10 protein-coding genes are annotated in these 13826 nt (G+C 54.4%); 2 read left to right on the plus strand and 8 right to left on the minus strand.

What is annotated here, in order from left to right:
• Positions 1–94: 94 nt before the first annotated feature.
• The 6 genes from DWX62_RS20980 to DWX62_RS21005 form a co-directional block, all read right to left on the minus strand.
• Positions 95–5911, minus strand: coding sequence for an N-6 DNA methylase (locus DWX62_RS20980; RefSeq protein ID WP_004291462.1), 5817 nt, complete (start codon positions 5909–5911; stop codon positions 95–97).
• Complete coding sequence (locus tag DWX62_RS20985; protein WP_004304266.1) at positions 5901–6353, minus strand: DUF1896 domain-containing protein; 453 nt, start codon at positions 6351–6353, stop codon at positions 5901–5903. Before DWX62_RS20985 ends, DWX62_RS20980 begins: the two co-directional genes overlap by 11 nt.
• Positions 6354–6515: 162 nt before the next feature.
• Positions 6516–8603 (minus strand): type IA DNA topoisomerase, encoded by a 2088-nt coding sequence (gene topB / locus DWX62_RS20990; RefSeq protein ID WP_004291456.1) that lies wholly within the window; start codon positions 8601–8603, stop codon positions 6516–6518.
• 60 nt (positions 8604–8663) lie between these two features.
• Positions 8664–10235, minus strand: a complete 1572-nt coding sequence (locus DWX62_RS20995; protein WP_004291455.1) for a DUF3945 domain-containing protein — start codon at positions 10233–10235, stop codon at positions 8664–8666.
• A gap of 20 nt (positions 10236–10255) precedes the next feature.
• On the minus strand, positions 10256–10606 hold the full coding sequence (locus DWX62_RS21000; RefSeq protein ID WP_004291454.1) for a helix-turn-helix domain-containing protein: 351 nt from the start codon (positions 10604–10606) through the stop codon (positions 10256–10258).
• A gap of 3 nt (positions 10607–10609) precedes the next feature.
• Positions 10610–10972, minus strand: a complete 363-nt coding sequence (locus tag DWX62_RS21005) for a helix-turn-helix domain-containing protein (protein ID WP_004304264.1) — start codon at positions 10970–10972, stop codon at positions 10610–10612.
• Between the two features lie 201 nt (positions 10973–11173).
• Between DWX62_RS21005 and DWX62_RS21015 the strand changes: the two genes are divergently transcribed.
• Positions 11174–11473, plus strand: a complete 300-nt coding sequence (locus tag DWX62_RS21015) for a helix-turn-helix domain-containing protein (RefSeq protein ID WP_004291426.1) — start codon at positions 11174–11176, stop codon at positions 11471–11473.
• A 31-nt stretch (positions 11474–11504) separates the two neighbouring features.
• Positions 11505–11810, plus strand: a complete 306-nt coding sequence (locus DWX62_RS21020; RefSeq protein ID WP_004291424.1) for a helix-turn-helix domain-containing protein — start codon at positions 11505–11507, stop codon at positions 11808–11810.
• A gap of 77 nt (positions 11811–11887) precedes the next feature.
• Here the strand turns inward: DWX62_RS21020 and DWX62_RS21025 are convergent, their stop codons facing one another.
• Entirely contained in the window at positions 11888–12250 is a 363-nt protein-coding gene (locus tag DWX62_RS21025; RefSeq protein WP_004291423.1) for a hypothetical protein, read from the minus strand.
• Positions 12251–12261: 11 nt separating this feature from the next.
• Positions 12262–13497: a site-specific integrase gene (locus DWX62_RS21030; protein ID WP_004291422.1), complete on the minus strand. Its 1236-nt coding sequence runs from the start codon at positions 13495–13497 to the stop codon at positions 12262–12264.
• Positions 13498–13826: the final 329 nt, after the last annotated feature.

The following is a 13826-nucleotide window of genomic DNA, read 5'->3' on the forward strand; positions in this document are numbered from 1 at the left end:
GTTGCCATCCTATAGATACTTGCAGAAAGGATAAAATTTACTTTTAGACCTTTTGGGATAGCCCTTATTAATACTTCAGATAAAATTCCTTAGGTTATATTTTCAATCCTTTGGACCGGGTTTCCTCCTTGGCATACAGTCCCGGACGCCCGATTATGACATGGTTGGCAACGATACTATCCGCCGGACTGCGTATCTGCGGCGGTGCATTTTCGGGATATTGCGCCTGCCTGTTCCTCACATCTTCCGCTTCCGGCTTGAGCTGTTGCCCTTCATTCTCCTTTTCTGCGACTTCGGGCGTGGGTGGCGCAAGCTCCAGCTGAATTTTTCGGTCAAGGGCGGCAAGTTCGGACTTCAACTGCTTCAGCTCGTCCTCCTTCTTCCACACCTTACCCGCTATCTCCTGTAACTGCGGTATCTCCATCTCCAGCACCTCGTTCTTCGCCTTGTACTGGTCGATGATGGAGGGTATCCTCTCCATCGCGTTGAGGAAGTTGCGGGCGGCGGCCAACGGGTCAGCCATCGCCAGATGCCCGTTGTTGTAGGTGTACTTGTAGTTCCCCTCGACCACGAAGCGGTTGTCGGTGAACTCCAATCCCTCTTTGAGTATCCTTTCGCTCACCACCTTTATCGGAAAACCGTAAAGTTCACCGACCTGCGTGTACAACCCTCCGGTCGTGGCATTCTTGGCTATCTCCTGCAAACGCTTTCCGATGACCTTCTCATCGGCGGAATCCACTCCGTCCACCTTTATTATATTAAGGCGGTTGCCCTCCTTGTCGGTCTGCACCACCGACAGGAAGCGGTTCCAGTCCTCCGTCATGGCATCTATGAAAGCCGTGTTGTTGCGCAACTCGCCGGTCTTTGACTCCAGCTTGAACTCCGAATCACGCTTGCCCTTGTTGAACGACTTGCGTTCCCCTTCGAGCGATGCGATCCGCTTTTCCAGTTTCGCCTTGTCCAACAGGTCGGTATTGCCGGAGAGCAACGCCATGTATTCCGAGAAATTCATGCCCGATTTTTCGTCCATTGCCCCCTCGTCGATGGTACGCGCACCCATCGCACCGCTTTTGAGCTGGCTTATGAAAGTCTGCTTGCAGTGCAGGAGGTTGAACTTGTAGCTGTCCAGTGACTTCTCCACCGCGTAGATGATTACATCCACGTTGTTCCCGGCGAAATGTTTGGCAATCTCATTACCTGCCCTAACTCCGCGTCCGTCACGCTGTTGCAAGTCGGACGGTCGCCACGGCGTATCGAGATGATGGATAGCCACACACCGTTTCTGGGCGTTCACACCCGTTCCGAGCATAGAGGTAGAGCCGAACAGCACACGCACCGTCCCGGCGTTCATGGCGTCTATCACCGCCTTCCGCGCCTTGTCGGTCTTGCACTCCTGAATGAAGCGCACCTCGCTTGGCGGTATACCGTAGTCCTCCGTCAGTTTGCGCTTGATTTCCGAATAGACGTTCCACCCGTCGCCCGGCTGGTATGTCCCCAAATCAGAGAAAACGAACTGCGTGCCTTTCTGGGCGTCGTATTTTTGATAATACTCCGCGATCATCTTGGCACAGTGACTCGCTTTGTTGTCGGGATGATCTTCGTAATTCGGGTCTATCATGCGCATGTCGAGTGCCATTTTCCGGGCATAGTCCGTGGCGATGAGCATCTTCGCCTTTTCTTCCGTTTCCGAAAGCGGCAGCCTGCCCAACAAGGTGGCATCGCCCGTCTTGGCGAACTGCATCAGTTTCTGTATGAAGTCCTCCTGTTCCGGCGTGGGCGGTATATGGTGCAGTATCTCGTTCTTGGCAGGACGGTCAACGCCCACATCCTCCGCCGTGCGGTAGTCCGTGATTTCATTATAGAAGGCGGCAAGCTCCGGCACTTTGATGAAGTAGCGGAAACGCTCCTTCTGGACCACATTGTTCGTCACGTTAAATTCAAAATCCGTCGTCTTCTTGGCAAATATCGCCGCCCAAGCGTCGAAACACCTTATGTCCTGCCGTTCCAGCTCCTTCGGGCGCAGGTACTTGAACAGCAGGTACAATTCAGTCAGTGAGTTGCTGATAGTCGTGCCGGAGAGGAAGGTCGCACCCAAGTCTTTTCCTGTGCGCTCCTGTATGGTGCGTATGGCAAAGAGCATGTTAAGTGCCTTCTGGCTTCCCTCGCTGTTTCCCAATCCCGCCACACGGTCGTGGCGCGTGTTGAAAGTCAGATTCTTGAACTGGTGGCTCTCATCTATGAAGATGTGGTCGATGCCCATCTGCTTGAAATCCACCACGTCGTCCGTGCGTGACTTTATGGCGTGTTCCACCTTCTCCAGCTTCGCTTCAAGGTTGTGCTTGCGCTTCTCCAATCCTTTCAGCATCGCCCGCGACACGTTCTTTCCCTGCTGCCGTAGCACTTCGAGGTTTTCCTCCACCGTGTCAAGCTCTGCTTGCAGGATGCGCTGCTGCAATTCCGGCGACTGCGGTATCTTGCCGAACTGGTCGTGCGACATGATGACGCAATCGTAGTCGTTGTTCTTTATATTATTGAAGAAGCGCACACGGTTGGCGGTCGAAAAGTCCTTCTCCGAAGCGTACAGAATACGTGCGTTGGGATATGCCGCCTGATAGGTGGCTGCAATCTCCGCAACGTTGGCTTTCAGCCCGATAATCATCGGCTTGTGTGCCAAATTCAGACGCTTCATCTCATGCGCGGCGATGCACATTATCAGCGTCTTACCGGTTCCCACCTCGTGGTCGCAAATTCCGCCGCCGTTCTGTTTCAACATCCAGACGCAATCCATCTGTGAGGGATAGACGCTCTTGATACCCCGGCTTGCCAGCCCTTTCAGGTTGAGGTCGGGAAAGGTCTGATGGGAGCCGTCGTAGCGCGGGCGCACGAAACAGTTGAACTTGCGGTTATACATCGTCACAAGCCGCTCCTTGAACTGCGGCGACTGCTCTTCGAGCCATTCGGAGAAGCCGTTTCGTATCTCGTCAATCTTGGCGTTGGCGAGTTGTATTCCCTCGCTGTCGCGCATCTTGATGTCGTTGCCATGCTCGTCCTTGCCGATGGACTTCATCATGTCAGGGCAGGTGTTGTGCAGGGCGTGTTTTAGGAGGTGCATACCGTCATAGTTCCGGTAATACCCCTTCACCAGAAACTCGTCCGTGATTTTCATGGTGCGGTAGCCGCACACCACCGAAAACTCGTCCATGCTTGCGGAATAGGCGATTTTCACCTCCGTGTCGAACAGCCGGCTCATGTAGGCGGCATAGACACCCGTCGGAATCCAGCGTTCCCCGAAATTGAAGTCCAGATCCTCGAAGGCGATGCGCTGCGGCTCGGCATCTTTCAGAGCCTCCAACGCCTGCTTCACCTCCGGCATACGCTCATTTTCGGGATTGTCACCCATCCATGCCTCTATGCGTTCCGCTTTCTCTATGACATTTCCGGCGATGAAACGGTCTTTGATTTCGTAACCGGTCACGAGCGGATTGTAGTAGATGCGCCCTTGCAGGGCAGTGAGCAAATCCTCCGCCGTGCTGTCGGTTATCTCCCGCATATAGTCGAGATTGACCGTACCATATTTGTTGAGCGACGCAGACAGGGCTTCTTCGGGAGAGCCTACGTTGGCATGGCTCTCCACCGCGAAGGAAACAGGATGCTCGAAGATGTCCGCCTTGACGAACTTTCCGTTTTCCATCCGTTCCAGCGAAAGGATGTCGCGCCCGCCCGCATCCATCATCACTAACTTCACGTTCTGCTTGGCGTTGAGGTTGCCGTAGCGCATGACAAACTCATCGTAACAGGTATTCAGATGCTCTCGCCACGGAACATTTGCCTCGCGCCGGAGCGATTCATAACGGTACAGACGCTCGTAGGCGTCACGCAGCGACACATACAACAACGCCTTTTCCTTCTGGTATCCTTTCAGGTCGAGCGGCTGGAATGTCGCCCCGTATGGCGTGATGTCTTTCAGGTAGCCGATGTTATGACGCCCCCGGTCAGCCACCAGCGACCCTTCGCGCAGGTGCATCTCCGGCGTGCGGTGGTAGGCACGCGGAGAAAGGTCCACGACTTCCTCCTTCGGCTTTTCCGCTTCGATGTCGGGGAAAAGGAAAGTCCCCACCGCTTCCGATGGGGTATCTGTAACGGCAGGTGCGGCGACTGCCTCCGGCTGTGTTTCCTCCTGTCGTGGCTGCTCACGGGAAGTTTCCGGCACGGCTTTCACTTCCGTCTTTTCCGCCACTTGTTTCTCGTTATGCTGCCTTGCCAGTTCCCGAAGTTCTTTCCTACGCTCCGGCGTCAAACCCATCATCATTTCATAGAAACCGTTGATGGGAGGATTGGTATCCCAGTCCAGTGTGGCATAGATGTCGTCCGGGTCGGCAGGCTTGGCGGTGTTCTCCGCTTTCACCTCCTTATTCTCCATTGCGGGTTTTGCAGTTGGAGCTGTCGGTGTAACCGTGACTTTCGGTTTGGGCGGAGTGGACTTTGCCGTAACTGCCTTTTTCACCGTCTTTTTCTTTTTGGAGGTTTTCGGTTGGCTGACCTCTTCCGTCATCCCCCAGAGGTCAAGCAGGGTGAGCTGCACGCCTGCGGAATATTGCGGGCGCGGTTCTATCTCCGGCTTTTCATCTGCGGGTTGCGGCTTTTCTGTCGGAGTTTCCACCGTCTGCGCCGAGGATACTGTTTCCAATTTTATGGCAGGACGCTCTACTTTATTTTGAACGGCAACTTTTTCTTCCGTTCCTGCCTGCCGGATTGAACCCGAATACAAGCGCATGGCAAGCCTGTAATGGAAATCCTCGTCGAGCATACGGCGCAAATCCCCGGCGATGCCTGCTGCCTTGCCCTCGTGCAGATAAACCATAGCGGGCTTCCCGTAGGGGTCTGTGTCAAGTTTCGCCATCGTATGCACGATGCGTTCCGGGTGGTGGATGAAATAGGCGTTGTCGGTCAGGGCGGTTTTCGTGTCCGTCTGTATCACGGTCATCAGCCGCTCGTCCTGCGACATTTCCTTCTTGCTGAGGTTCTTTTGCAGGACAATCAGGTCACTGCCCACCTCCGTGCCCGCGTTGTCCGTGAACAGGTTGTTGGGCAGGCGTATCGCGGATACCAGATTGGCCTGACTGAACAGCTCGTTACGCACGGAGGTCTTGGTGCTATTCAATACCCCTTGCGAGGTGATGAACGCCACGATACCGCCGTCACGCACGGCATCCAGTCCTTTGAGAAAGAAATAGTTGTGGATGGTTTTCTGGGCGGAGCGTCTGCCGAAAGAGTCGCTCCGCTGAAACTCCGCGTCGAACACGGCAATGTCACCGAACGGAATGTTGGACACCGCCAAGTCGAAATAATTGTTGAACGGTCTTTCGATTTTCTCAAAACCGCAGGTGCGCATTTTCTGGTCGGGATAGAGATGCCTCAAGATTGTACCCGTGAGCAGATCCTTCTCGAAAGCCATCACATCCGCATTGGGGCTGTGCCGCAGCATGGAATCCACGAACACGCCGACACCTGCCGACGGTTCGAGCATACGGGCGGGGCGGACGCTGTAATCTGCCAGCACGTCCGCGATGGTGTCGGTTATCTCTTTGGGGGTGTAGAAAGCGGTCAGCACGGACGCTTTCAGCGAATCCACAAACCGCTTGTACTCTGTTTCGTCCTTGCTGTTCTCACGGATAAGCCTGTGCAGCTCCACCGTCGGGGCGAACAGTTCGAGGTCGGATTTCGCCCACCGGACGGCATCCGTCAGTTCCTTTGCAGGGTTGAGGATACATTTCAGACCGCCGAAACCGCAGTACCTTTGAAGTATGGCACGCTCTTCGGTTGTCGCTGTCCTATTTTCCCTGTCAAGGATGAATGCCGTCCGTATCGCCTCGATGTTGTCCCGCAGTTTCTGTTTGCGGTTAAACGCCATATTCGTCTAAGTAAAGGACGGTTGCTCCCGTCAGCTCCGTGTAGAGCAGGTCGTAATCGGAAGACAGGGCGAAATTGTCATCCGAGAGGTCATAGACGGAGAACACGTTGCCGACAAGCGGCAGCAGTTTCAGGACAAAGGCTTCACGCTTCTCTTCCGGCACTTCATCGGCAAACTCGTTTTCCACGACTTCGCGGAGGATGGCGTAACGGGAATAATGCAGCCCGCGCAGCAGCGTGTCCATCGCCAGTTCCTGCGCACCATCGGCGGGATAGCCTTCAAGCCGTGCCCTCTCATACGTTTCGGCGGCACGGTCGGCCCGTTCCCGTATGAAAGCGGTGTCGTCAGCCTGTTCAAACTTGTTCGTGCGGAGATAGTCCAGCAGGTACAGACCGTAATAGGAAAAGTCGGTCTGACCCTCGTTTTTCTTCTTGTTGTTCATTACTTTGGATTTAGCGGATTGATAATTAACGGGATAATCGGTTGGAAAAAGGAAGAAAAAGGCACTCGGTATCCCTCCGAGTGCCACCACTAAATCCAAAGTATGAGTGTAATCCGGTATCGAAGAACAATTCATTACTCTGAACAAGTGGCAAAGTTAATACTATTTCTTCCGTCCTGAAAATTTCTTGTCCTTTTTAGCCTCCGGGAACACAAAAGTCGTGTTATATTCCCCGTCAAAGGCGACAACAGCATCGAAACTCTTGCCCTGTTTGCTCTTGAACCCTTTGAGCAGCTTGGTATGCCCTTCGGTGAGCAGGTCTTTGATTTCATCGTCGGACAGGGTGCGTCCCGCTTTCAGCCGGAACACGGGCAGTCCGCACTCCGTGTTGTCGCAGCGTACCACCTTGCCGTAGAACCGCATCCTGCCCGTGCCACACTTGGGACACGCGCAGCCGGAGTCACGGCTGCCGAAGAGCTTGTCGCACGAGATCAGTTCGGAGGTTATCTCACGTGTGTACGCCTCTATCTCCTTGCGGAAGGTGTCGTCGGACAGTTCCCCGCGCTCGATACGCGCCAGCTCCTTTTCCCATTCGCCCGTCATGGCAACATCGGCGATGCGCATCGTCTTGACGACGGAATTGAGGGCAAGTCCTTTTTCGGTGGGAACAAGCGACTTCTTGCAGCGTTCCATGTAACCGCGCTTGAAAAGCGTTTCGATGATGGAGGCGCGTGTGGCGGGAGTACCGATGCCACAGTCCTTCATCGCCTGCCGCAGTGCGTCGTCCTCAATTTCCTTGCCCGCCGTTTCCATTGCCGAGAGCAGGGTGGCTTCGGTATGCAGCGGCTTGGGTTTGGTCTTTCCTTCGGTAATGGACGAGCCTTTCGGTGTCAGCGTGTCGCCTTCCTGCCAGCCGGGGATGGTAATTTCCTCTTTTTCCTCGCCATAGACGGCACGCCATCCGGTTTGCTTCACGACGCTGCCTTTTACGGTAAACTCCACTCCGGCACATTCCGCCGTGACAGTGGTCACATCCTTGACGCATTTCTCAGAGAATGCCTCGACCATGCGCCCGGCAATCATCTGATAGATGGTATTGTCCTCTTTGGAGAGGAAGAGCGGTTTCTCACCCGTGACGAGCAGGGCATGGTGGTCTGTCACCTTGCCGTCGTCCACGCTGCGGCGTGTCGGGGCGGCTTTTGCCCGCACCTTGTCTTTCCATTCGGGCTGTGTGCCGATGAAAGCGAGCAGTTTGGGAATTTCGGCAAACACGTCTTCGGGGATGTAGCGGCTTCCCGTTCTCGGATAGGTTATCAACTTCTTTTCGTAGAGTTTCTGCGCGATTTCAAGCGTCTGTTCCGCCGTGAAGCCGTGCTTGGCGTTGGCTTCTTTCTGGAGCGTGGTCAGGTCGTAGAGCAAGGGAGTTTCCTCCGTCTTCTCCTTGCGCTCGGCTTTCGTGACAGTGGCGCAACCTGCCGCCTTTACCTTATTATATAGTTCCATCGCCGGTTCTTTCTCTTTCCATTTCTCGGAGGATGAGAATTTCACGACTTCGCCGTCGCAACCGTCCGTTGCGATATGGAGCTGCCAGAATGCTTCGGACGTAAAGCGGCGGTTCTCCCAGTAGCGTTCACATACCATAGCCAACGTTGGTGTCTGCACCCGCCCCACGGAATACGTGCCGTGTCCGGCGGCGATGGATAACGCCTGTGTGCCGTTGATGCCCACGAGCCAGTCGGATTCGCTCCGCGCTTTGGCGGCGAGGTAGAGGTTGTCGTATTTGCTGCCGTCTTCGAGTTTCCGCAGTCCCTCGCGGATAGCTTTGTCGGTGAGAGAGCTGATCCACAGGCGCACGAAAGGAGTGGTGCAACCCGTATAGTGGTAGAGGTAGCGGAAGATAAGCTCTCCCTCGCGTCCGGCATCGGTCGCCACGATGATATGTTCGCTTGTGTCGAACAGTCTTTTGATGACTTTTATCTGCGACACCACGCCGCTGTCGGGCTTGTAACCTTTCTCCGTCCTGACCTGACGGGGGACGAGCGTGAATGTGTCGGGAATAATCGGGAGGTTGTCACGGACAAATCCGCGCACGCCGTAGCCGTCGGGCATGGCAAGCTGAACGAGGTGTCCGAATGCCCATGTCACGGCATAACCGCCTCCCTCGAAATATCCTTCCTCTCTCTTTGTCGCGCCCACGATGCGGGCGATTTCACGTGCCACGGAGGGCTTTTCTGCAATGATTGTCTTCATGTCTTCTTCTTTTTTGTTGATACTTTGGATTTTATTTTGGATTCAGTGGCGGACACGGGATTACATTTTCATGCCCTTGCCCGTTTTCTTCTGCGGCTTCTCCTGCTGCTGTTGCTGGCGGGCGTCCTTCGGGTTGGTCTGACCTTTCTGCAACGGCTCTCTCAGATTCTTTGTAGCCTCGTTGGTCTTGCCATCGTTGTTCACCGCCACCTGCGTGCGGCTCTCGTTGGACGGAGCAACCTGCTGTGCATTGTCAGGGTTCGTGTCGTAGCGGTACGGGCGTCCCTTCTCCGGGTTGAACTTGATATACATCGTGGCATGGAAGCCCTGCTTGTCGGTCACGTTCTCCAGCTTCACGGCTTTACCCGCCACATAGTCGGCTTTCTGCTGGTCGGTGAAGCTCACGCCGCTCCATTTGCTGATGGGGCGGATGCTGCCGTCCTCGTTCGTCCACGTGTTGCGGCGTTGCTCCTTCTTGGTCTGTGCGGCATTTTCCCCGCCCTGCGCCTGACTTTTCGATGTGTCGCCTTTGGTTTCCTGTGTCTGTGCGGTACGGGGCGACTTGCCGGTTCCCGGCACGAACTCCACGCCGCGCTGCTCCACGTTCACTTGCAGGGTGGTGACGAACTTTCTGCCGTCGTTGCGCTCGATGAGCTTGTCGCGTACGGGCAGTCCGGCGCGGAGCATGTCCCGCTCCTGCGTGGTGATTTCCGTCTTGCCGATGCGCTCCGGGATGCGCACCCTGCTTGCCGGAATGTCCGTGATTTCATTCGTCTTGCGGTCGATGCTGATGTAGGAGGGGATGATCTCGCCCGTTTCCCTGTCCACAATGTCCACGACCCTACCGAGATTGCCCGTTTCGCGGAGGTTCTTCCGGTCATTGTCGGAGAATTTGTGTTCCTTGTACTCATCCAGCTTCTGCTCCTTGCGGATGAAGTGCGGCACGAGGCTGATGTTTCCCTCACCGTCCTTCTTGAAGGAGAGGCGGGCGTCCAGCTCGAATGATTCGCCGCCGAAGGTCGGTTTGACCTTTACCAAGTCGGACTTGCCATAGTTGAGCATCTTCGTAAGGTCGCCGGACTTTTCAAGGTTGTCCCGCTTTACGCCCCATCTGTCCTCCAGCTCCTGCCAGTTGATTTTACTCTCGTCGATGGGCTGGTAGCCACGTTTGCCCTGCATCTGTTCGGATTTGTCCTGTTGCTGTTCTTTCCGTTGTTCCATGTTCTCCTGTTTTTGAGGTTCTTGTTTCTCTGTCTGTTGTGCTGCCATCTCTTCCTGCACCTTCTTCTCATAGTCGGAGGTGTCCACCTTGTGAGGGGCGAGCAGCTCCTTGTTCGCTTCGGGGTCTTTCAGCAGTTGCTTCATCACCTCTAAGAGATTTTCAGCTTGGTCTGCCGCAATGCGGTAGAAACCGAAGCGGCTGGGTTCCTTGCACTGCCGGAAGAAGTTCTTGAAGAAGTTGTCCAGCACGTCGCCATGTCGGTCGAATTGCAGGAAACTCTGCGCGTTCTCCGCTTTTGCGGGGGTGCGCTTGGGTGTGCCGTCCGCGTTCAGCCCGGCTACCACGCTGATCTCGCCTGTCTTCTCGTCACGGACTACCAGCACGTCCTTTTCGTCTTTTTTCTTTGCCATCTGAAAAATGTTTTAATGGGTTATTTATGAAAGAAATTATGGATACGAGCCTTGTAGAAGGCTATATCTTCCTTTTTGAAGTCCTTGATATGGTTGGAAAGGAATGTCAGCACGTCCTCCTCGCTGTAATAGGTCTTCTTGCCCAGCGTCTTGTAGGGCAATGCGCCTACGCTGCGGTAGCGTTGGAGGGTGCGTTTGCTTATCTGGAGCAACATGCACAAATCCTGATTGTCGAAAAGGCGGATGCTTTCCGTGATAGTGGGCTGTTTCCCCTCAGCCTTCATCGCCAGCAGCAGTTCGTCCTGACGGTCGAGCCGTTCCATCAGCTTCTGCATCCAGCCCTCGAAGTTGTTTCGTGTGAGCAGTTCCATGACCTATGTCCTCCTTCCTTTTGGTTTGCCGCCCGTGCGCAGCGTGTGGTTGTGGAACAGGGTGTCTATTGTCCCTTCCTCGTTCCTTACTGTGTTGTCCTCCAATAGCCGCAGTATCTCGGAAAGGCGGTAGCGGCAGCTTCCGCGTACCACCACATACTCGATACGGTGGTCGGTGCGCATACGCTGCATGGTGCGCTTGCTCACGTTGAGCATCTTCGCCGCCTGTGCCGTGTCAAGCAGCTTGTCTTCGGTTTCCCGCTTCCGTTTCTTCTCGTCCCTTGCCTCGCGGATGTACCCTGCGATGTTCGCAATCTGCGCCATCATCTCCTTGTAGGCGGAACTTTCCATTGTTATCACTTTCATGTTCAGTCCTTTCTTTTTGTTTCTGCGACAAAATTCGGCAATAAACAAAAGGGGCTTTAACAACTCACTACGTGACTCACGTAAGATTTTTGCGGAAGATGGCTCCGTAACCCGGTCAAACGGCGCAACAGGCAGCCTTTCAGCGGAAAACGATACGTCTTGTATGCCGTTTCGTTACCTTTGCGGCAAACTCTAAATGACATGAATATGGAAATAGTATCTATCGAGAAAAAGACTTTCGAGATGATGGTGGCGGCATTCGGCGCACTCTCGGAGAAGGTCGCCGCCCTGAGGCGCAAAAGCGACACGGGGCGCATGGAAAGATGGCTCACGGGCGAGGAGGTCTGCGGGCAGTTGAGAATAAGCCCGCGCACGTTGCAGACGCTGCGTGACAGGCGGCTTATCGGCTACTCGCAGATAAACCGCAGGTTCTATTACAAGCCAGAGGAGGTGAAGCGGCTGATACCGCTTGTCGGCACGCTCTATCCGCACGGCAGATGATTTGATTTATTCACCCACTGAATCCGAAGTTATGATGAACGAGAACAACGATGTTTTTACGATGGAAGACGAGCCGATAGCCTCTGTGGTGCAGGATATGCGCAAAGGCTCGAAATGGCTGTCCGCATTTCTGGAAAGCTACCGTCCTCCGCTGGACGGGGAACGTTACCTGACGGACGGCGAGGTGTCGGAACTGCTCCGTGTGAGCCGGCGCACCTTGCAGGAATACCGCAACAACCGCGTGTTGCCCTTCATACTTTTGGGAGGGAAGGTGCTTTACCCGGAAACGGGGCTGCGCGGGGTACTGGAAGCGAACTACCGCAAGCCGCTGGAGTGAGGCGGTTTCATGAAAAAGTAAACGGGTGACACCTTTTGTGGTGCTACCCGTTTACTTGTCTTATGGGGTATGTGCAATCAGCAATACCCGGCTTTTCCGTTCTGTATGAACATCACGTATGTCTGCCGTTTCTCTTGTGAGAGTGCCTTTCCCACCAGCCATGTGCGGAACAGGTGGGTGTTGTAGGTATTCACCCTGAAAGCGACCGGGATGATGATTTCAAGGGCGTACACGTCCGCGTGCAGCCCGTTTTCAAGCTGCATGTAGCGGCACACCTCGTAGTCGTTCAGCACGTCCGACTTGCGGACGGCTCTGATGGCGGCGTTCACTGCCGGGACGGTCGTATGGAACAATCCGGCTATTTCGGTGGCGGTCATCCACACGTCGTTACCGGTTACGCTGACTGCCTTGTCCTCGATGATGATTGTGTCACGTTTCATGGCTTTTCTTTTTAGATGGTGCAACCTGCAAATTCCTCGACGCCGTTCAATCTTGCGGCAAGGTTCTCCATGTCCTGATTGAGCTTCTCTTTGGTTATCTTTGCGTAAATCTGCGTCGTCTTTATGCTCTTGTGTCCGAGCATGGAGCTGACCGTTTCGATGGGAACACCGTTGGAGAGGAATATCGTCGTGGCTGCCGTGTGGCGGCTCTGATGCCACGTGATATGCTTGGTGATGCCGCAACGCTTGGCGACGGCACGGATACCGGCAAGGCACGTGTTATAATGCGGAACGGGAAATATCCTGCCGTCCCCGCACAGTCCCCGGTATTTGCCGATTATGCGGTTGGCGATGTCGAGCAGGCGGATGTTGGACACCACGCCCGTTTTCTGGCGGTTGATGTTTATCCACTCGTGTTCGTCGAAGTAGGTGCGGATATTCTCTTCCGTAAGGTTGCGCATATCCGCGAACGACAGCCCCGTGAAGGCGCAGAACAGGTAGAGGTCGCGGTACAATTCCTGTTTGGCGTTTTTCAGTTTCCCCTCCATCAGCAGGCGGATCTCATCTTTGGTCAGGAAACTGCGTGTTGTTTCCTCCTTCTTGATTTCATACTCGCGGAACGGGTCGCGCGTCAGCCACTCGTTGTTGATGGCGATGAATACCATCGTCCGTAACGGGCAGACGTACAGCCACACGGTATTGGTGCAGCAGTGCTTGTCCGTGCGCAGGAACATCTCGAAGTCGGAGATGAAAGCCGGGGTAAGCTCTTTTAGGGCGATGTCCTTCACATGGTAGCGGATGTCGAGGAACTCTTGCATGTGCTTGTAAACGGTGCGGTACTTCAGCAGCGTGCCTTTGGCTTTCATGCCTGCCTCCACCTGCTTCTCGTAGTCCTCGTTGTGCTGGCGGAACACCTGCATCAGCGTGTGGTAGCGGTGTTCCAGTCCGAGAAAGGCGTTCTTCACCTTCTCCGCCGTGACGAAGTTGTCACGCTCCATGATTTCCTGATAATGCCTGTTGATGCGTACCCGCATCTTGTCAAGCATACGGTTCGTTTCGAGTGCCGCCGTGCTTCTGCCCGTGACACGTCCACCTTTGGTGTCCCACAGTTTCGGATCGACAGTCAGTTTGCAGCTGAACTGTGTCTGGCTGCCGTCCACCGTGATGCGTCCCATGACGGGAACTGTCCCGTCCTTTTTCACTACCTGACGCTTGAGGTAGTAGATTACTGAAAATGTACTCTTCATTGTCCTTAATTTTTGGGTTTCAAAATTAGTTGGTGAAGAGTCCGGTGTTGGTACGCAAAACGGGGAGGAACGGCGCAATCTTTTTCCGTAACCTGATTTTTCGCATGAGTTATGGATAACTCACTATTCCTTAGAGCCTTGTTTCGCTATTCGTACCCGTTTGTCGCATTTTCGGGCATGGTTACGAACAAGTAACGTAGCGGCGTCAGGATTTGGCTTCGGCAGGGATTGTAATGGCTTCACGGATTATCGCCACTTCAACCAAAACCCTTGTAACTCAATTCTATCACTATATCTTTCCGCATTTCACTTTTTTGTAGTAACTTTGC

This window comes from Bacteroides sp. AF20-13LB, assembly GCF_003603065.1.
Taxonomy (GTDB): domain Bacteria; phylum Bacteroidota; class Bacteroidia; order Bacteroidales; family Bacteroidaceae; genus Bacteroides; species Bacteroides uniformis.

Coding starts and splice junctions, on each gene's coding strand:
- DWX62_RS20980 (WP_004291462.1), bottom strand. CDS start 5,911: ATGGCGTTTAACCGCAAACAGAAACTGCGGGACAACATCGAGGCGATA.
- DWX62_RS20985 (WP_004304266.1), bottom strand. CDS start 6,353: ATGAACAACAAGAAGAAAAACGAGGGTCAGACCGACTTTTCCTATTAC.
- topB (WP_004291456.1), bottom strand. CDS start 8,603: ATGAAGACAATCATTGCAGAAAAGCCCTCCGTGGCACGTGAAATCGCC.
- DWX62_RS20995 (WP_004291455.1), bottom strand. CDS start 10,235: ATGGCAAAGAAAAAAGACGAAAAGGACGTGCTGGTAGTCCGTGACGAG.
- DWX62_RS21000 (WP_004291454.1), bottom strand. CDS start 10,606: ATGGAACTGCTCACACGAAACAACTTCGAGGGCTGGATGCAGAAGCTG.
- DWX62_RS21005 (WP_004304264.1), bottom strand. CDS start 10,972: ATGAAAGTGATAACAATGGAAAGTTCCGCCTACAAGGAGATGATGGCG.
- DWX62_RS21015 (WP_004291426.1), top strand. CDS start 11,174: ATGAATATGGAAATAGTATCTATCGAGAAAAAGACTTTCGAGATGATG.
- DWX62_RS21020 (WP_004291424.1), top strand. CDS start 11,505: ATGATGAACGAGAACAACGATGTTTTTACGATGGAAGACGAGCCGATA.
- DWX62_RS21025 (WP_004291423.1), bottom strand. CDS start 12,250: ATGAAACGTGACACAATCATCATCGAGGACAAGGCAGTCAGCGTAACC.
- DWX62_RS21030 (WP_004291422.1), bottom strand. CDS start 13,497: ATGAAGAGTACATTTTCAGTAATCTACTACCTCAAGCGTCAGGTAGTG.